We start from the raw sequence: 18,503 nt of genomic DNA, 5'->3' as shown, positions 1-18,503 counted from the left end.
GTGCCTCAGAACAGCACTGTGCCCAAGATCCTGATCGTCGGCGGAGGGTACGCAGGTTTCTACACCGCGTGGAAGCTCGAGAAGCACCTGCGCAAGGGCGAGGCCGACGTGACCATGGTCGACCCGCTGCCCTACATGACGTACCAGCCGTTCCTCCCCGAGGTCGCCGCCGGTTCCATCGAGGCCAGGCACTCGGTGGTCGCGCACCGTCGTCACCTCAAGCGCACCAACGTCCTCACCGCCAAGGTGACGAACATCAACCACGCGGAGAAGGTCGCCACGATCACGCCCCCCGTGGGCGATTCGTACGAGTTCGCGTACGACCAGATCGTCGTCACTGCCGGCGCCGTCTCCCGCACCTTCCCGATCCCGGGTATCGCCGACAACGCGATCGGTCTGAAGACGATCGAGGAGGCCGTCGCGATCCGCGACAAGGTCATGTCCAACTTCGATAAGGCGGCGTCGCTGCCGGCCGGCCCCGAGCGCGACCGTCTGCTCTCGGTCGTCGTGGTCGGCGGCGGATTCGCGGGCATCGAGGTGTTCGCCGAGCTGCGCTCGCTCGCCTCCTCGCTCGTCGGCAAGTACCCGCAGCTGAGCTTCGAGGACACGCACTTCCACCTCATCGAGGCGATGGGGCGCATCATGCCCGAGGTCTCGCTGAAGACCAGCGAGTGGGTCCTCAAGGACCTGGCCAAGCGCGGCGCCAACGTGCACCTCGACACCCAGGTCACAGGTGCGATCGACGGCAACGTCGAGCTCTCCACCGGCGAGGTCATCCCGACCGACGTCATCGTCTGGACGGCCGGAGTCATGGCCAACCCGACCGTCGTGCGCGGCGGCGACCTCCCCGTCGAGGAGCGCGGTCGCATCCAGACCCGTGCGGACCTCCGTGTCGGCACGCCGGAGGCGTTCGTCGAGGGTGCCTGGGCAGCCGGTGACGTCTCGGCCGTCCCCGACCTCTCGGGTGGTGGCGTCGGCGGCTTCTGCGTGCCGAACGCCCAGCACGCCGTTCGTCAGGCGAAGCTCCTCGCGAAGAACCTCGTGGCCGTGCTCCGCGGCGAGAGCCCCAAGGAGTACTTCCACAAGAACCTCGGCGCCGTCGCGGGTCTCGGCCTGTACAACGGTGTCTTCCAGTCCGGCAAGATCGCCCTCAAGGGCTTCGTCGCCTGGGTCGCGCACCGTGGCTACCACGGCCTCGCGATGCCGACGTGGGAGCGCAAGTTCCGCGTCATCTGGGGCTGGTGGAACAACCTGTGGCTCGGTCGCGACCTGGTGAACCTCGAGACGGTGCAGAACCCGCGCTACGTCTTCGAGGAGTTCGCCGCTCGTCCGCGTCCGGCCGCGCCGGCGACGCCCGCTGCGGATGCCGCTCCGGCCGCCAAGGCGGAGCCCGTCGCGAAGAAGCCTGCGGCCAAGGCTGCGCCTGCGGCTCCGGCCGAGGACGTCGCGAAGAAGCCCGTCGCGAAGAAGCCTGCGGCCAAGAAGGCTTCCGCCTCGAAGGCCGCGGAGCCGGCGGAGGCTGCTGCCAAGTAGCCGTCGACGACGCACCTCGTGATCGGCCCCGGAGCGCACTGCGCCCGGGGCCGATCGTCGTTCCGGCGGCGCGTCTCCGAGGCCACGCACAGGTGGGATCGGTAACGTCGCTCGTGCAAGGGGAGTACTCCCGTCTGCAGCGTCGTCGTCATTACGAGCACGAGAACGTGCTCCGGCCCGCTGGCCCGCGAGGGTGGAAGAGACCTTGGCACCCGCACCGCGGGTCGCCGAGAAACCCCTGCCGTCGTCCTGGCGCTATGGATCCCGGTGGCTCGCCCCACGAAAGGGACACCATGGGAAAGCTCTCCCGCCTGATGGGCATCGCCTCCGACGCACTCGAGAAGAGCTCCGGCCGCGGCTCGCATTCGTCCGACGGAGCCCGCTCGGCGGATTGGAGCGGGATGCTTCGCGGTGCCGTCGATGCCGTCCGGGGGCAGGGTGCGCCGTCCGACCAGCGACCTCCGGCGTCGACCGACCCGTATGTGCCGCCTGCAGCGCCGGGGCAGCGGCTGCGCGCCACGTCCACGGCATCGCCTGGCGCCGACGGGTATGCGCCTCCGGCACCCGGCACCTCAGGGAACGCGCAGACCGCGACCGACGCCGACCGGGCGGCGATCGCCCGTTATGACTACCTGCTCCGCACCGCCGATCCCCAGCGCGTCGAGCAGATCCACCGCGAGGCATTCGCGCGCCTGACCCCCGAGCAGCGTGCCCTCGTCGAAGCCCGCATGCGGCAGGAGTTCGAGCCGGGCGAGCGTCCGCGGTCGTCGTCGCCGGATGACCTCGCCCGTGCCGCCGGGCGTGCCGAGGCCATGAAGCCAGGCCGGATGCGCGGTCTGCTGTCGCGGGTACGGGGCGCAGGTGCCGGTGGTGCCGCGGTGGCCGCCGGTGGCGCGGCCGTGGGAGTGCTCGGAGCGGTGGCCGGGGGAGCGGTCCTCAGCAGCGTCGCCGGACCTCTGCTGGAGCAGGCGGCGAACATCGACGTCGAGTCGCTGGCTGGCGGGGCCGGCGACCTGATGGGATCAGCCGGCGAGGCGGCGCCGGGGATCGGCGACGCGGCGAGCGGGTGGGGTGAGCGGCTCGGCGACCTCGGGATACCCGGGCTCGGCGACATCTTCGGACGCTGATCGATGAGTCTCGCCAGCGCCGCCGACCACGGGTTCACCGGGCTCACCGGGTTCGCCGCCGACGTCCTGACCGCCCTCGGTGACGTCGGAGTCGGCGTCCTCGTGTTCCTTGAGGTCCTGATCCCACCCATCCCGAGCGAGGTCGTCCTGCCGTTCGCCGGTTACCTGAGCCAGAGCGGAGATCTGCACCTCGGCTGGCTGATCTTCTGGAGCACCCTTGCGTCCTGGCTCGGGGCACTGCTGCTCTACGGGCTGGGTGCGGCGACCGGCATGAAGAGGGCGGTGCGGCTGCTGGCAGCGACGCGACTGGTGAGCCGGTCCGACCTGGAGCGGGGTTCCGACTGGTTCGTCCGCAGCGGCGGCTGGACGGTGCTGGTCGGACGCATGGTGCCCGGCGTGCGCAGCCTCATCTCGATCCCGGCCGGCGCCGCCCGCATGAACCTGATCACCTTCAGCGTCTACACGATCATCGGCAGCGGCGCGTGGAACACGCTGCTCATCGGTGTCGGGGCGGCTTTGGGCACACAACACGAACAGCTGGAGCACTACCTCGGCTATCTCGACTACGTCGTGTACACGGCGATCGCCGTCGCGCTCGTGGTGCTTGTCGTGCGACGCGTGCGGGAGGCAGCGGGCGCGAAGAAGGCTCTCGCCGAGGCGGAGGAGTGAGACACCGGCGCGACTCGGCGGTGTCGTGCCGCCTCCATCGGGTGCCCCCGCTGGGACTCGAACCCAGACTGAAGCGATTTTAAGTCGCCTGCCTCTGCCATTGGGCTACGGGGGCCGCGCCGCCAGCCTATCGCCGGGCCGCAGGTGCGACCCGGTGCCGCGGGACGTGATCCGGAATACGAGGAGGCCTTAGGGTGGGGGAGTGCTCGACCTCATCGATGAACTGAGCCCCGTCCACGGTGCGTCCCCGGTCGCTCCCGAGTGGGAGGACCCGGCTCGCTACTGGCCGCGCCTCTCGGCCGCCACCGGGCACCTGCCCGCTCCCGTCGCGGTGATCGACCGAGAAGCCCTCCGCTACAACGCCATGGACCTCCTGGTCCGTGCCGGCGGTCTCCCCATCCGCGTGGCATCGAAATCGGTGCGGGTCCGTGCCGTGCTCGACGCGGTTCTGAAGCTCCCGGGATTCCGCGGGATCCTCGCGTTCACTCTCGAAGAGGCGCTCTGGCTCGCCGAGACGCACGACGACATCGTGCTCGGATACCCGACCGTGGACCGTGCGAGCCTCGAGCGACTGTTCGCCGACGAGCAGGCGGCGCGGCGCATCACCCTGATGGTCGACGACCTCGTGCACCTCGACCTGATCGACAGCGTCGCCGGTCCGTCGGCACGCCCCGAGATCCGCGTCGCGATCGACGTGGATGCCTCGTGGCGCTCGTCCCTCCTCGGCCACATCGGCGTGCGTCGATCAGCGCTCTTCAGCCCGGGGGAGGTCGCCGCCCTCGCCAGGAAGGTCGTCGCGCGTCCGGGATTCCGCCTCGTCGGTCTGCAGATGTACGACGCGCAGATCGCGGGGCAGGGCGACGATGCCGGCGCCGACGCCCCGCTGATCCGCATGGTGCAGGCGCGATCGCGGAACGAGTTGCGCGATCGGCGGGCACACATCGTCGCTGCGGTCACGGCGATCGCGCCGATGGAGTTCCTCAACGGCGGCGGCACCGGCTCGCTCGAGTTCACCGGCAGCGACGAGTCGCTCACCGAGGCGAGTGCCGGCAGCGGTCTCCTGGGCGGGCACCTCTTCGACGGCTACCGTTCGTTCCGCCCGGCCCCGGCCTCCGCCTTCGCCTTCGACGTCGTACGACGCCCTGCGGTCGACATCGCCACGGTGCTCGGCGGAGGGTGGATCGCCTCGGGGCCCCCGGTCGCGTCCCGGCAGCCACTGCCGGTCTGGCCTGCGGGGCTGCGGACGCTCTCGCGCGAAGCGGCGGGCGAGGTGCAGACCCCGCTGCAGGGTCCCGCCGCCGCAGCGCTCGGCGTGGGGGACCGCGTCTGGTTCCGACACGCCAAGAGCGGCGAGCCCGCGGAGCGGATCGACCACTATCAGCTGGTATCGGGGGAGCAGGTCGTCGACGAGCTCCCGACGTATCGGGGCGAGGGAAAGGCTTTCCTGTGACGAGAATCGGCGGCTCCTGGCAGAACTGGGGCCGATCCGCCTCGGTGCGTCCCGTGCGTGTCGAGCGCCCGCGGAGTCCCGAAGGGGTGCAACGGGCCGTGATCGCGGCGGTCAAGCACGGCCTCACGGTGAAGGCCGTCGGTGCGGGGCACAGCTTCACGGGAATCGCGGTCGCGCCCGGCGTGCTTCTCGAGCTCGATGACCTGCGGGGACTCGTGTCGGCGGACGCCGCCACCGGGCGTGTGACGCTGCTCGCAGGGACGCGGCTGCATCGCATCCCCGGGCTGCTGGCGCCCTACGGACTCGCGATGGAGAACCTCGGCGACATCGACCGGCAGTCCATCTCCGGCGCGATCTCCACCGGCACCCACGGCACCGGAGCGGCTTTCGGCGGCCTGGCGACCCAGGTGGTCGGGGTGACGATGGTCACAGCGGCTGGGGAGTTCCTCCGCATCGACGACGAACACGAGAGCGGGCTGCTCCCGGCGGTGTCTCTGGGGCTCGGCGCTCTCGGCATCATCGTCGAGGTGACTCTGCAGTGCGTCCCCGCCTTCGTGATGCACGCGCTCGACGAGCCGGCGCCGCTGGACGAGGTGCTCGAGACTCTCGACGAGCGCGTCGCCGGGGCCGACCACTTCGAGTTCTACTGGTTCCCGCACACCGACGTCGCTCTGACGAAGCGTCAGACGCGCCTGCCCGAGTCGACCGTGCGTCGGCCGCTTCCGGTCGTCGGGCGCTGGATCGATGAGACGCTGCTGTCGAACGGCGTGTACCGCGTGGTGTGCGCCGCCGGGCAGGTCGCTCCGGCGATCACACCGCCCTTCAGCCGTCTCGCGGTGAAGCTCACCGGGGATCGCGAGTACACCGAGCGCTCGCACCGCGTGCTCATCCAGAGCAGGACGGTGCGCTTCCGCGAGATGGAGTATGCGCTTCCGGTCGAGAACGTGGTGCCCGCTTTCCAGGCGGTCCGCGCCCTCATCGCCCGACGCGGATGGCGGATCGAGTTCCCGATCGAGGTCCGTTTCGCGGCGGAGGACGACCGTTGGCTGTCGACCGCCTATGGGCGTCCGAGCGCGTACATCGCCGTGCACCGGTATTGGCGCGCCGACCCGACCGAGTACTTCGGCGCTGTGGAGGAGATCATGCTCGAGTTCGGCGGACGCCCGCACTGGGGCAAGCTCCACACGCTCACGGAGGAGACGCTGCGCGATCGATATCCGCGGTTCGACGACTTCGTCTCGTTGCGCGACCGCCTCGATCCCGAGCGGCGGTTCGCGAACCGCTACCTCGAGAGGGTCCTCGGCTCGTGACCGGAGTGGGCACGTCACCCGTCGCGCGCGCCCAGTCCACGTGCAGGGTGCGCGTCTAGGATGAGAGAAACACGAGGAAGGGTGGGCCTCTGATGGAATGGCTCGTGCCGGTACTGATCGTCGTCGGAGTGATCCTGCTCGCCGGCATCTATCTGTGGGCCACGTACAACTCGCTGGTGCAGCTGAAGGTGCGCGTCGACGAGGCGTGGAGCGGCATCACCGTGCAGCTCAAGCGACGAGCCGACCTCATCCCGAACCTCATCGAGACGGTCAAGGGCTACGCCTCCCACGAGAAGGCCGTGTTCGAGAACGTGACCCGTGCGCGCGCCGAGACGCTGTCGGCAGGCGGACCGGGCGAGGCAGGCATCGCGGAAGGACACCTCCAGCAGGCGCTGCGCAGCCTTTTCGCGGTCGCCGAGGCGTACCCGCAGCTTCAGGCGAGCACGAACTTCCTCCAGGTGCAGCAGGCTCTGGTCGACACGGAAGACAAGATCCAGGCCGCGCGCCGGTTCTACAACGGCGGTGTGCGCGAGCTCAACACCAAGATCAAGGTCTTCCCGAACAACCTCTTCGCCAAGGGGCTCGGCTTCACCGAGCGCGAGTTCTTCGAGGTCGCCGACAGCAGCGCGATCTCCGAGCCTCCGCGCGTGCAGTTCTGACGCGACTCGCTCTCACCACGCGGTGAGGACCAGGTCGTCATCCGTGAACGACACGTCTCCGCGCACGCTCCACGACGTCGTCCGGTACGTGGTGCGGCGTTCCGCACCGTCCCGGCCGGTCCCGCTCACCGTGGCGACCAGCACACCCCCGACCGCATCGAACCCGTCGACTGACAGAGTGAGCACGGGCAGCTGCTCCACGCGGTAACGGATCTCGGAGACCGACCGGAACTCGGTGCCCCAGGGGATCCGTATGCCGCAGCCCTCCGGCATCGCCTCGGCCGGCTCCGTGCAGGCCGCGAGCTGGGCGTCGAGCGTCGTCTGCGCCGCCGCCGTGGCCTCGGGACGTAGCGCGCTCTCGACGTCGACCTCGGCGGATCCGCCGGGCAGCGCGACCACCGTCCCCTGCCCGTCGAGCAGCCGTGACGGTGCGGCCGTGACTCCGTAGGCCGCGGGAAGCAGGAGGGTCTCCTCGCCGACCGGCACGGTCTGGTCGCCGATGGTCACGAATGAGCCGATCGTCGCCGTGGCCGTCACGGCGCCCATTCCGGAGGCATCCACAGTCCAACGTCCGCTCGCGGGCACGAGGGTCAGTGCGGCGGCGTGCTCGTCTCCGCCCAGTCGGAACGAGATCTCGGCGGTCATGCGCTGTCCGGGCCCGCCGTCGGCCTCGCTGACCGACGTCACCTCGGCATCCTCGATGTGAGCGCTCGCGTGGGCGAACGCACTGAGCGCAGTCGGGGATGCGTCGACGCCCGTGTCCTCCACAGCGGATGGGTCCCCTGATTCGAGAGCGCGCAGATAGCCCAGCGCGGCCTCCTGCGGCGTCGGCGAGCGGGTGGCCGCGAACCAGATCCCCGCACCGGCCGCGATCACCACGACGCCTGCCGCCGCCCCGATCAACACCCACCGACGTCGACTCATGGGGCGGTCTCCCGCGCGTGCAGGTGTCGTTGCACGGACGTGGTGGCGTGTGCGGTCAGCGCCGCATGCAGTGCCGTCGTCGCATCGCCCCAGCCGGAGACCGACACGTGTTCGAGGCCCTGCCATGCGGCAGCGAGGGCGAGTTCGCTCGCGATGGCGTCGGCGTCGCCGGGACGCGCCTGCGGCTCCCACCACGCGGACTGCACCTGCAACGTGGAGGTCGCGCGGTCGGCCTTGAGGTCGACGCGCGCCGCGATCCTGTCTCCCACCAGCACCGGGAGGGAGTAGTAGCCGTACTTCCGCTTCTCGGCGGGCACGTAGATCTCGATCCGGTAGTCGAGGTCGAACACCCGGAGTGCGCGCTCCCGGAACCAGACCACCGGATCGAACGGGGTCAGGACCGCAGCCGCCCCGACTCTCCGGGGAAGGACGGCTTCGTGGTGCCGCCAGGCACTGAGCGGACGGCCACCACGCTCCCAGCCACGCACCTGCACGGGGTGGAGTTCGCCCGCATCGACGAGATCGGCGATCGACCGGGCGACCGCCGCTCTGTCCCGGATCCGGTAGTAATCGGCGAGGTCGGGTTGCGTCGCGACGCCGCTCGAGCGGGCCGCGCGACGGGTCAACTCCCGGATGGCGTCTGCGCGGGGTATGTCCCTCGAGCGGATGCCCTCGGGGATGACCTGTTCGGCGAGCGCATACGTCCGTTCGAAACCCTTGCGTCCGCTGACGGCGACATCACCGGTCCGCCAGAGGTGCTCGAGCGCGAGCTTGACCTCGTCCCAGTCCCACCAGGTTCCGCGTTCCCGGGGGACATCGGCGCGGAGGTCTGCCGGTCGCAGCGGACCCCGGGCGCGCAGCTCGTCCTGCACCCACTGCACCGTCCGCGCGTTGGTGCTCATCCACGAGTCGGCATCGGACCACTTCCGCCGGAAGTCGTCCATGCGGAACCGCCACAGCGGCCAGTCGGCGACCGGGATGAACGTCGCCTCGTGCGCGAGGTACTCGACGTAGTGCGTGGTGCGGGACAGGAAGACCCGGTCGAGGAGGGCCGGCTCGTACGCGCCCAACCGCGAGAAGAGAGGCAGGTAGTGCGAACGGGCGAACACGTTGACGGAATCGATCTGGAGCACCCCGAGGCGGTCCATCACCCGGTGCACGTGCCGCGCGGTGACGGCCGACGGGCGGGCGCGCGTGAAGCCCTGAGCGGCCAGCGCGATACGGCGCGCCTGAGTCGAGCTGAGGGTGTCGGTCACGTCGCCAGGGTATCTCCGGCCGCCGACATCGTCATGTTCGATGAAGGATGCGTCGAACGGCATACGGCTTGACCGTAGACTTGGGCGATGAGCGAGGACCAGCGACCCCGGCTGCGAGATCTCTTCCGTCCGCGCCCGGTCTCCACCGACCGCACCGTGACGACCGAAGCCGACGAGGCAGTGCCTCTGCCGTTGCGGATAACGGCGGGCTATGCCTGGCGCCTGCTCCTGATAGCGGCGGCGATCGGCGTCTTCATCTGGCTGGTCATGCTGCTGAAGCTCCTGGTCATCCCCCTGATGGTCGGCATCCTGATCACCGCCCTCCTGTGGCCGGCGTTCTCCTGGATGCTGCGGCGCGGGTTCCCGCGGTGGCTGGCGATCGCGATCGCGCTGATCGGGACGGCTGCGATCGTCACCGGGCTCATGTGGCTCGTGGTCTGGCAGGTGCGCGCACAGCTGCCCGATGTCCAGGCGCGCTCGACCGAGGCCTTCGACCAGTTCCAGGTGTGGCTGCACGAGGGGCCGCTGAGCCTCTCCGACACGCAGATCGCCGACTACGTGCAGCAGGGGCTCGACTTCCTCACCGAGCAGACGCAGGCGCTCTGGACCGGCGCTCTGGCCATCGGGACGACCGTCGGCCACGTCGCGACCGGCGCGTTGCTGTCGCTGTTCATCCTCATCTGCCTCCTGGCTGACAGCGCCGGCATCTGGCGTTGGACCGTCAAGATCTTCCCGCGCAACGCGCGGCCCGCTGTCGACGGCGCTGCCCGCAACGGCTGGACCACCATCGTGAACTACGCGCGGACGCAGCTGTTCGTCGCGACCATCGACGCGATCGGCATCGGGCTCGGCGCCTTCCTCCTGCAGGTGCCCCTCGCGCTCCCCGTCGCCGTGCTGGTCTTCCTCGGCTCGTTCATCCCGATCGTCGGTGCCGTGGTCACGGGCGCCGTCGCCGTGTTCCTCGCCCTCGTCTACAACGGTCCGTGGATCGCCCTATGGATGCTCGTGGTCGTGCTGGCCGTCCAGCAGATCGAGGGCCACATCCTGCAGCCGATCATGATGGGCTCCGCGGTCAAGGTCCACCCCCTCGCCGTGGTCCTCGTGGTCGCGGGCGGTGCGATGATCGCCGGCATCCCCGGCGCCCTCTTCGCCGTTCCGTTGGCGGCCTTCGTCAACGTCGCGGCCGTGACCATCAGCTCCGGCTCCTGGCGCACCGGCGTCGGGCCGAGCGGAGACCTTATCTGGAGCACAGTTCCGCGCGAGCGGAGACGGAGGAATCGATGAGCGCAGTCCCCAGCCTGACCGAGTTCGAGCACGCAGCTCAGAGTCTGGCTGAGGTGATCTCGCACACGCCGACGCTGCCATCGCGAGCCCTCTCCGACATCCACGGCGGACCCGTCGTGCTGAAGATGGAGAACCTTCAGCGCACCGGCTCCTTCAAGATCCGCGGCGCGGCCTACCGGCTCTCGCGCCTGAGCGCCGAGGAGCGCTCGCGGGGAGTGGTCGCGGCGTCGGCAGGAAACCACGCTCAGGGGGTCGCCCTCGCGGCACAGGCGCTCGGCATCCCCGCCACGATCTTCATGCCGCTCGGCGTCCCTGTTCCCAAGCTCCTCGCCACCCGCGGGTACGGGGCCGAGGTGGTGCTGGAGGGGGAGACGGTCGCGACCTCGCTCCGTCTCGCCGCGGAGTTCGCCGATCGCACGGGCGCGGTCCTGATCCACCCGTTCGACCACCGCGATGTCGTGATCGGTCAGGGAACCCTCGGACTCGAACTGCTGGAGGACGCCCCCGACGTCGATACCGTGGTGCTGGGTATCGGCGGTGGCGGACTCATCGCCGGGGTCGCCGCAGCGGTCAAGGCGCGAGCCGCCGAACTCGGGCGCACGGTCCGCATCGTCGGAGTCCAGGCCGAGAACGCCGCGGCGGTGCCTCCGTCGCTCGCCGCCGGTGAGCCTGTCGACATCGTCACGCGTCCGACGATCGCCGACGGCATCCTCGTCGCGCGCCCCGGCGACATCCCTTTCGACATCATCAAGGATCTCGTCGACGAGGTCGTCACGGTCTCCGACGACGACCTGGCGCGCGCGATCCTCATCCTGCTGGAGCAGGCGAAGGTCGTGGTGGAGCCGGCGGGCGCGGCAGGCGTCGCGGCGATCCTCGCCGGCAAGGTGTCAGGGCCGGGCACCACGATGGCCGTCCTGTCGGGCGGGAACATCGATCCGCTGCTGCTGCAGCGCGTGGTCTCGCACGGCCTCGCGGCCTCGGGCAGGTATCTCACCATCCGGATCCCGCTGCCCGACCGCCCAGGGCAGCTCGCCCGTGTCTCCGAGCTCATCGCCGAGGCCGGCGCGAACGTGATCGAGGCCATGCACACGCGGCACGGCCACGGGCTCCAGATCAGTGACGTCATCCTCGAACTCAGTGTCGAGACACGTGGTCCTGAGCACTCCGAGCACACGCTCGACACGCTGCGTCTGGCCGGTTTCGAGCCCATCCTCGTCCCGGACTGAATCTCAGCGCCGCACGCGAAAGCGCCCCCTCGTCCGCGCGGATGAGGGGGCGCTTCAGCGTGGCGTCTCAGCCCGTGTAGGTCTCGACCTTCACGATCTCGACGCTGATGTCGCGTCCGTTCGGCGCCTCGTACGACGACTTCTCGCCGACCTTCAGGCCGAGGATCGCCTGGCCGAGCGGGCTGGCCTCGCTGTAGACGTCCAGGTCGCTGCCGACGGCGATCTCACGGCTGCCGAGGAGGAAGACCTCTTCTCCTCCTGCGACGACCGCGGTGACGACGGTACCGGGCTCGACGATCCCACGGCTCGCGGGAGCTTCCCCGACCTTGGCGGTCTTGAGCAGACCCTCGAGCGTGCGGATGCGGGCTTCCTGCTTGCCCTGCTCATCCTTCGCGGCGTGGTAGCCGCCGTTCTCCTTGAGGTCGCCTTCTTCACGGGCCGCCTCGATGCGCTTGGCGATCTCGTCGCGGCCGACGGTCGACAGGTGCTCCAGCTCGGCGACGAGCCGGTCATACGCTTCCTGCGTGAGGAAGGGAACCTGAGCATCGGTGGACATGACGAAGCTCCTTCTTTCCGGATCCCTCCGACGTGCTGCGGGGGATATGCCAAGACGCCCCGGCACGGTGCCGGGGCGTCGTCTGTCTGGCACGAGTCTAGGCGACCCAGCAGGCGTTCACCAAACCTGTCGTCGCCTCCGCCACGGTCGGGATGGTCACGGAACGTGCCTGCGAGTGGCTGTCGCCGGCCTCGATCTCGACGATCTTCCAGCCGACGACGCCGAACTCCTCGTCGAGCGCCTCGAGGGCGCAGACGACAGCCTTGCCCTGCACCCCGGTCACCTGGAAGCTCACATCGACGGAGTGCTCATCGACGAGCGTGAAGCCCAGATCGTCGGCATCGACGGAGCTCATCGACTGGGCGACGGTCATCCAGCCGAACGCGCCGACCAGGAGCAGGGCCACGGCGCCGCCGATGATCCATGGCGTCCGCCGCCGTCGGGTTCGGCCATAGCGTTCATCGAGCTCTTGCGCGGTCGTCACAGGGGGGTCTTCCGGTCGTTAGGCTGGTGGTTACCAGGTTATGCGACCTGAGTACGAAAGGCCGATTCATGCTCTCTCTGACCGAGACTCCGATGCCGACGCCCAGCATGACGGTGGATCCGGTGTCCGTCACTCCGGGGTTCATCGGCTTCGCCGCGATCGTCGTGGTCGTGATCGCAGTGATCCTGCTGATCTGGGACATGAACCGACGCATCCGCCGGGTCCGCTATCGCGACGAGGTCCGCGAGGAGCTCGACGCGGAAGAAGCGGCCCGCGCCGCGGAGGAGTCGGCGGCCGGGACAGGCGCGGCGGACGATCCTCGGGGTGCGACGCCGGGCGACGGGGACGAAGAACCGCCCGCTCGCTGAGTTCATCGCGCAGGGTACGTCGCCGGTCGAGGAGCGCCCTCTACGGGGCGCCGAGCGATGGTGAGAGCGGAGCAAGCGCGATCAGCAGGCACGCCGTCCAGTGGCACAGGAAGGCGAGAACCGTGCACACATGGAAGATCTCGTGGAAGCCGAAATGCCCCGGCCAGGGATTCGGTTTCTTGAGCGCGTAGACGATCGCGCCACCGGTGTAGAGGAGTCCGCCGACGATCACCAGCACCATCATCGCGACATTGGCGTCGAGCAGATCCACGATGTACATCACCGCAGCCCAGCCGAGCAGCAGATACAGCGCGACATAGAGCCAGCGCGGCGCGTTGATCCAGAACACGCGGAACAGGATTCCGACCAGCGTGCCGCCCCACACCAGGCTCAGCAGCAGGACACCCTTCGCCGGCGGCAGTGCCAGGACCGCCAGGGGCGTGTACGTGCCGGCGATCAGCAGCAGGATGTTGGCGTGATCGATCCGCTTCAGCAGCACCTTCATCGTGGGTGACCAGTCGATGCGGTGGTAGAGCGCCGAGTTGCCGAACAGCAGCATCGAGGTGAGCATGAACACCGCCGCGGCCCACTTCGCCGCCGCCCCCTCGGCGACGACGATCAGGACGATGCCCGCGACGACGGCGACGGGGAAGGTGGCGGCGTGGATCCAGCCGCGCCAGGTGGGTTTGATCTCGACGGCCGCGTCCACGGCCGCGGCGTCGAGCAGCGGCAGCTCGGGGACTTCGGGACCGGGGGACTCGGGTGTGCTCACGTGCTCACTCTAAGCGGACGCGCATTCCGCCCCGAGCACATATACCCAGCATCCGCACACCGTGACGAAAGTCTCGGCACGGTAGCGTAGGGAGGTGATATCACGCGAGAACCCGGTGCGAGGGCCGCTGTATCGGCTCTACACCAGTCGCCTGCGTCGCCACCTCGATCCGGCCTCGGTGCCGCACCACGTCGCGATGATGATCGACGGAAACCGACGATGGGCTCGTCAGCTCGGGTTCGCCACCCCGGCAGACGGGCATCGCGCCGGCGCGGCGAAGATGCGCGAATTCCTCGGATGGTGCGACGAGTTGGGCGTGCGTGTCGTCTCGCTGTACCTGCTGTCCAGCGACAACCTGCGAAAGCGCGACTCGGCGGAACTCGCCGATCTGATCGAGATCATCGCGGAACTCGCGGAGGCGCTGTCGCAGGAGGGGAACTGGCGCGTGAAGCATGTGGGGCGCTCCGACATCCTGCCGCCCGAACTCGCACGGGTCCTCGCAGACGCCGAAGAACGCACGAAGGACCACAGCGGGCTGCACGTCAACCTCGCGGTCGGCTACGGCGGACGCAACGAGATCGTCGACGCCGTGCGGAGCATCATCACCAAGCACGAAGCGTCCGGCGGCACGATGGAGGATCTCGCCGCCCACCTCACGCCCGAGATGATCGGCGAGCACCTGTACACGGGAGGGCAGCCGGATCCCGATCTCGTGATCCGGACGAGCGGAGAGCAGCGCCTCAGCGACTTCCTGCTGTGGCAGAGCGCACACAGCGAGTTCTACTTCGTCGAGGCTCTGGGGCCCGACCTGCGGCAGGTCGACTTCCTCCGCGCGATCCGCGACTACACGGATCGCGACCGTCGCTTCGGACGTTGAGCAGCGCGCGAGGTCTACGTCACCGTGCCACAATGACGAAGTGAGCACCTTCGAGGGCTATGTCGCCACCTTCGACAACGAGCCCGGCTACCTGAACTGGGCGGCCTTCGGTCCGTTGTCGCCCTCCGTACGCGCGGAGGTGTTCGCCGACGCCGACCTGCTCGGAAGCGGGCGACCCTCGTCGCTGTCCCTGGTCGCGGAGCGGGTCGGGCAAGCACAGCAGATCATCGCCGGGATGCTCGGCGGGGATGCAGACGACGTCACCGTGCAGCCGTCTTCCACGCAGGGCCTCATGCATGCGTTGTACGGTCTCACCGGGGCGGTCATCGCCAGCACGGCGGAGTTCCCCAGCGTGAGTCTGACCGTCGAGCGGGCCGCGACGGCGACGGACCACGCGGTGAGACCCCGCTGGATCACGCCGGACGACGGGCGCGTGACCGCCGGAGCCGTCGTCGATGCGCTCGACGATGAGGTGGTCGCGCTCGCCGTGAGCCATGTCGACTTCCGCACCGGGTACCGTGCCGATCTCGCCGCACTGCGCGACGCCATCGGCCCGGACCGACTGCTGATCGTCGACGCCGTGCAGTCTTTCGGTGTGGTCGACGTCGACTACACGCCGGCGGACGTGGTGGTCGGGCACGGATACAAGTGGCTGCGTGCAGGACGGGGGAGCGCCTTCGCCTGGTTCGCGCCACGCGCCAGAGAGCGGATCAGCCCTCTGCTCTCGGGGATCACGGGGACGACCGCCTCCGGCCTCTTCGTCGACGAGCTGCCGGCACCCGCGGCGGGCGCCCGCGCGTATACGGTCAGCCAGCCGGACACCCTCGCCGCAGGACGCCTCGCGATCGGGGCGCGCGACGTACGCGATGCGGGCATCGCCGCGATCGAGGAGCGCCTCGCCGACAACGTCGACGCCGTGATCGAGATCGCCGACCGTCACGGCATCGCCGTCCGTTCGCCGCGCGAGCGCTCGCAACGAGCCGGGATCGTCGCGCTCGCCCCGGAGGAGCCAGCGCGCCTTGCCGCAGCGCTCGCCAACGCGGGGCTGGTGGTGACGGCGCGCGGTGCGTCTGTGCGCATCTCTCCGCACGCCGGGACGGACGCCGAGACCCTGCAGCTTCTGGACGACGCCCTGCAGGCGTTCGGCAACGAGACGTTCATCAGCGCGTAACGAATCGCTGGCGTGTCTTGATCGGGTTAAGTCCCCGGGCGGTCGTACGTTCTAGGCATCGGGCAAGGCGCCCGACCGAGTCGACCTTGAGGCCTCCGACTCGTGACCCCCTGGTCGACTCGTTCGAATAGCCGGGATTCCCCCGGGTCGGGAGTGGGTCGTGACCACACGTACAGCGCAGCAGGCCGCCAGCACCGCGCAGCAGTCCACCCGTAAGACGTCGAGGCGAGCATCGTCCGCCGATCCGGATCAGGATCTGCGCACGTATGTCCTCGACACGTCGGTGCTGCTGAGCGATCCGCAGGCGTTCTTCCGGTTCGCCGAGCATTCGGTGGTCATCCCCGTCGTCGTGATCACGGAGCTCGAGGGCAAACGCCACGATCCGGAGATCGGCTACTTCGCGCGGCAGGCTCTCCGCCACCTCGACGACCTGCGCATCGAACACGGGCGGCTGGACTTCCCCGTCGAGGTGGGCGAGGGCGGCACCCTCCGTGTCGAGCTCGCGAACACCGACTCCTCGGTCCTCCCCGCCGGCATCCGGCTCAGCGACAACGACACGCGTATCCTCTCGGTCGCCATGCACCTCGCGCAGGACGGCCAGGATGTCACGATCGTGTCGAAGGACCTTCCGATGCGCGTCAAGGCCGCATCTCTCGGTCTTCGCGCCGAGGAGTACCTCGCGGAGCAGGCCGTGGACTCCGGGTGGACCGGGATCTCCACGCTCGACCTCTCCGGCGACGACATCAGCGACCTGTATGAGAGCGAGGTGGGGATCAGCGAGCAGGCGCGGGGCCTGCCGGTGAACACGGGCCTGATCATTCACTCCGAGCGCGGATCCGCACTCGGCCGGGTCACCGGCGACGGCGAGTATCGGCTGGTGCGCGGTGACCGTGACATCTTCGGGATGCACGGGCGCTCCGCGGAGCAGCGCATCGCGATCGACCTGCTGCTCGACCAGGAGGTCGGCATCGTCTCCCTCGGAGGCCGCGCCGGGACCGGCAAGTCGGCGCTGGCCCTGTGCGCGGGACTCGAAGCGGTGCTGGAGCGTCAGCAGCAGAAGAAGATCATCGTGTTCCGCCCGCTGTTCGCCGTGGGAGGCCAGGAGCTCGGGTATCTTCCCGGTGATCAGGGCGAGAAGATGGGGCCGTGGGGCCAGGCGGTCTACGACACCCTGGGATCGGTCGTCTCCGGCAACGTGATCGAAGAGGTCATCGAGCGGGGACTGCTCGAGGTGCTTCCGCTCACCCACATCCGCGGGCGGTCCCTGCACGACGCGTTCGTGATCGTCGATGAGGCGCAGTCGCTCGAGCGCAACGTGCTGCTCACGGTGTTGAGCCGTATGGGACAGAACTCGCGGGTGATCCTCACGCATGATGTCGGGCAGCGTGACAACCTCCGCGTCGGACGCCACGACGGCATCGCGAGCGTGATCGAGACGCTGAAGGGACACGACCTGTTCGGCCATGTGACCCTGATGCGCTCCGAGCGTTCGGCGATCGCGGCCCTCGTCACCGAGCTCCTGGAGGGTGGAGAGCTCAGCTGACGACGGATGGCAGCGGATGTCCCGGGGTCTGACCTCGCGGCATCCGCTGTTTCCTGTGCCGGGCCCGTCCGGACGCGACCGGGGACGGATGCACGACTTGGGGACGCATGCGCCACCGGCGCCGCGAGAATCATCGTGCAGACGTGCGCGGATCGCGCATCCGGGACACGGGTGCCCGGCCTGACGCCGACGAACGGTGTCAGGCGCGGTCGCCCGCTCGGCGCAGGGCGCCCCTGATCGCCGCGCTCACGGCGGGCCAATCGTGGATCACCTGCGCGTAGTCGAACCGCAGCGTCTCATAGCCGAGTCCGGACGCGACGGCGTCACGCACCAGATCACGGTGGCGCTTCTCGGACGCGGCGTGGTTCTCCCGTCCGTCGACTTCGATGATCAGGCGGCCGTCGACCACGAAATCCACCCTGCCGACGCCGGGGATCGGTACCTGCGAGGTGAGATCGATCCCCTCCAGGTGCAGGCGGAGTCGCAGCAGCGACTCCAGTCCGCTGTCGGAGTTCCCGCGGGCGAAGTCCACGAGCCAACGGGCGCGGGCTGGTAGCTCCGACCGGATACGGGCGCGAGACGCCGTGCTCACGAGCCCGAGGCGCCACGCGGACTCGAACGACGCGAAGAACGACTCATCGCCCTCGCACCGGTACAGATGCAGCAGCGCGGCTTCGACGTCGACCACGCCCAGGCGCGTCGGGCCGTCGAAGCGGTGACTGACGCAGCGGCAGTTCTCGTGCGGATGAGCTCGTCCGTTGCGTCCGAGCCAGACGTGCACGGCATCCTCCTCCGACAGCACCCAGACGCCGTGGATGCGCAAGGCCGAGGTGCAGGTGAGCGCGCCGCCGTGCGCGGCTGCACTCAGCACCGCCGGAGGGGTCAGGGGGAGGGCGAACACCCCAGCCCGGACTCGAAAGATCGTGCCCGCACCCACGGCCCTCGAGAGCGCCTTCCGGGAGATGCCGAATGCGCCGAGGGCGCGTCCCCGGGCAAGGCCACCCATGCGGTGCAGAGTCGTCGTCGGATCCAGCATCAGTCGATTGTGGTCGCCCCGACCGATGCGTGACCGCGCGACGAGCATCCGGGAGACGAACGCTCGGAAACGGTGGTTCTGCAGGAGGAGTGGCGTGGCACAGATGCACGATCCTGGAACGCCCGCATGGCGTGTTCGCTCGGTTCTGCCGTGCACCCGTGCCCGGGTCGTGCATCCGGGCACCGCGGCGAGCAGGAGTGCGCGCCACAAGCCGCCCTTCTCCCAGAAGCTCTTCCAGGTGGTCGTCGTGCGCGAGTC

At 69.3% G+C, this 18,503-nt stretch carries 18 protein-coding genes and 1 tRNA gene; 12 read left to right on the top strand and 7 right to left on the bottom strand.

All coding sequences use genetic code 11. The features are described 5' to 3' along the window. Window positions 1-18: 18 nt before the first annotated feature. The 3 genes from AB0E56_RS14600 (at window position 19) to AB0E56_RS14590 (ending at window position 3,329) form a co-directional block, all read left to right on the top strand. Window positions 19-1,533, top strand: a complete 1,515-nt coding sequence (locus AB0E56_RS14600; protein ID WP_359801242.1) for an FAD-dependent oxidoreductase — start codon at window positions 19-21, stop codon at window positions 1,531-1,533. Window positions 1,534-1,826: 293 nt separating this feature from the next. After that, the gene (locus AB0E56_RS14595) at window positions 1,827-2,660 is read left to right on the top strand and encodes a cation-transporting ATPase (protein WP_359800104.1); all 834 of its coding nucleotides are present in this window, start codon (window positions 1,827-1,829) and stop codon (window positions 2,658-2,660) included. A gap of 3 nt (window positions 2,661-2,663) precedes the next feature. After that, window positions 2,664-3,329 (top strand): DedA family protein, encoded by a 666-nt coding sequence (locus AB0E56_RS14590; RefSeq protein WP_359800102.1) that lies wholly within the window; start codon window positions 2,664-2,666, stop codon window positions 3,327-3,329. 42 nt (window positions 3,330-3,371) lie between these two features. Here the strand turns inward: AB0E56_RS14590 and AB0E56_RS14585 are convergent. Continuing rightward, window positions 3,372-3,444 (bottom strand) — tRNA-Leu (locus AB0E56_RS14585). Window positions 3,445-3,531: 87 nt separating this feature from the next. Between AB0E56_RS14585 and AB0E56_RS14580 the strand changes: the two genes are divergently transcribed. The 3 genes from AB0E56_RS14580 to AB0E56_RS14570 all read left to right on the top strand — a co-directional run bounded on the left by AB0E56_RS14580 (window position 3,532) and on the right by AB0E56_RS14570 (window position 6,748). After that, window positions 3,532-4,779 (top strand): alanine racemase, encoded by a 1,248-nt coding sequence (locus AB0E56_RS14580; protein WP_359800100.1) that lies wholly within the window; start codon window positions 3,532-3,534, stop codon window positions 4,777-4,779. Continuing rightward, window positions 4,776-6,089, top strand: coding sequence for a D-arabinono-1,4-lactone oxidase (locus AB0E56_RS14575; RefSeq protein WP_359800098.1), 1,314 nt, complete (start codon window positions 4,776-4,778; stop codon window positions 6,087-6,089). The genes AB0E56_RS14580 and AB0E56_RS14575 overlap by 4 nt, the downstream gene beginning before the upstream one ends. A gap of 92 nt (window positions 6,090-6,181) precedes the next feature. Continuing rightward, complete coding sequence (locus tag AB0E56_RS14570) at window positions 6,182-6,748, top strand: LemA family protein (protein ID WP_029262976.1); 567 nt, start codon at window positions 6,182-6,184, stop codon at window positions 6,746-6,748. Between the two features lie 12 nt (window positions 6,749-6,760). On the opposite strand, the gene AB0E56_RS14565 is transcribed toward AB0E56_RS14570, so the two are convergent. Next, entirely contained in the window at window positions 6,761-7,672 is a 912-nt protein-coding gene (locus AB0E56_RS14565) for a hypothetical protein (RefSeq protein ID WP_359800096.1), read from the bottom strand. Further along, window positions 7,669-8,928, bottom strand: coding sequence for a crosslink repair DNA glycosylase YcaQ family protein (locus AB0E56_RS14560; protein ID WP_359800093.1), 1,260 nt, complete (start codon window positions 8,926-8,928; stop codon window positions 7,669-7,671). Before AB0E56_RS14560 ends, AB0E56_RS14565 begins: the two co-directional genes overlap by 4 nt. A gap of 87 nt (window positions 8,929-9,015) precedes the next feature. Here AB0E56_RS14560 and AB0E56_RS14555 point away from each other — a divergent pair, with 87 nt between their 5' ends. Next, complete coding sequence (locus tag AB0E56_RS14555) at window positions 9,016-10,212, top strand: AI-2E family transporter (RefSeq protein ID WP_359800091.1); 1,197 nt, start codon at window positions 9,016-9,018, stop codon at window positions 10,210-10,212. Then, window positions 10,209-11,438 carry a threonine ammonia-lyase gene (gene ilvA / locus AB0E56_RS14550; protein ID WP_359800089.1) on the top strand — a complete coding sequence of 410 codons (1,230 nt, stop codon included), beginning with the start codon at window positions 10,209-10,211 and terminating at the stop codon, window positions 11,436-11,438. Before AB0E56_RS14555 ends, ilvA begins: the two co-directional genes overlap by 4 nt. Before the next feature lie 67 nt (window positions 11,439-11,505). Here the strand turns inward: ilvA and greA are convergent, their stop codons facing one another. Further along, entirely contained in the window at window positions 11,506-11,994 is a 489-nt protein-coding gene (gene greA / locus AB0E56_RS14545; RefSeq protein ID WP_183152266.1) for a transcription elongation factor GreA, read from the bottom strand. A gap of 97 nt (window positions 11,995-12,091) precedes the next feature. Continuing rightward, complete coding sequence (locus AB0E56_RS14540; RefSeq protein ID WP_359800087.1) at window positions 12,092-12,478, bottom strand: DUF4307 domain-containing protein; 387 nt, start codon at window positions 12,476-12,478, stop codon at window positions 12,092-12,094. A gap of 68 nt (window positions 12,479-12,546) precedes the next feature. Between AB0E56_RS14540 and AB0E56_RS14535 the strand changes: the two genes are divergently transcribed. Beyond that, window positions 12,547-12,846 carry a hypothetical protein gene (locus tag AB0E56_RS14535; protein WP_359800086.1) on the top strand — a complete coding sequence of 100 codons (300 nt, stop codon included), beginning with the start codon at window positions 12,547-12,549 and terminating at the stop codon, window positions 12,844-12,846. A 40-nt stretch (window positions 12,847-12,886) separates the two neighbouring features. Here the strand turns inward: AB0E56_RS14535 and AB0E56_RS14530 are convergent, their stop codons facing one another. Then, on the bottom strand, window positions 12,887-13,618 hold the full coding sequence (locus AB0E56_RS14530) for a hemolysin III family protein (protein WP_359800085.1): 732 nt from the start codon (window positions 13,616-13,618) through the stop codon (window positions 12,887-12,889). Window positions 13,619-13,715: 97 nt separating this feature from the next. Here AB0E56_RS14530 and AB0E56_RS14525 point away from each other — a divergent pair, with 97 nt between their 5' ends. From AB0E56_RS14525 to AB0E56_RS14515, 3 genes are all read left to right on the top strand, one after another. Beyond that, window positions 13,716-14,495: an isoprenyl transferase gene (locus AB0E56_RS14525; protein ID WP_183152774.1), complete on the top strand. Its 780-nt coding sequence runs from the start codon at window positions 13,716-13,718 to the stop codon at window positions 14,493-14,495. 40 nt (window positions 14,496-14,535) lie between these two features. After that, complete coding sequence (locus AB0E56_RS14520) at window positions 14,536-15,666, top strand: aminotransferase class V-fold PLP-dependent enzyme (RefSeq protein WP_359800083.1); 1,131 nt, start codon at window positions 14,536-14,538, stop codon at window positions 15,664-15,666. Between the two features lie 256 nt (window positions 15,667-15,922). Beyond that, on the top strand, window positions 15,923-17,209 hold the full coding sequence (locus tag AB0E56_RS14515) for a PhoH family protein (RefSeq protein ID WP_244632659.1): 1,287 nt from the start codon (window positions 15,923-15,925) through the stop codon (window positions 17,207-17,209). Window positions 17,210-17,408: 199 nt separating this feature from the next. Here AB0E56_RS14515 and AB0E56_RS14510 read toward each other — a convergent pair whose 3' ends face one another. Then, window positions 17,409-18,245: a type IV toxin-antitoxin system AbiEi family antitoxin domain-containing protein gene (locus tag AB0E56_RS14510; RefSeq protein WP_359800082.1), complete on the bottom strand. Its 837-nt coding sequence runs from the start codon at window positions 18,243-18,245 to the stop codon at window positions 17,409-17,411. Window positions 18,246-18,503 lie beyond the last annotated feature (258 nt).

The organism is Microbacterium sp. NPDC028030 (assembly GCF_040637855.1).
Classification (GTDB): Bacteria; Actinomycetota; Actinomycetes; order Actinomycetales; family Microbacteriaceae; genus Microbacterium.
The sequence above is the reverse complement of the archived record's forward strand: the minus strand, read 5'-3'. Positions and strand labels throughout refer to the sequence as shown.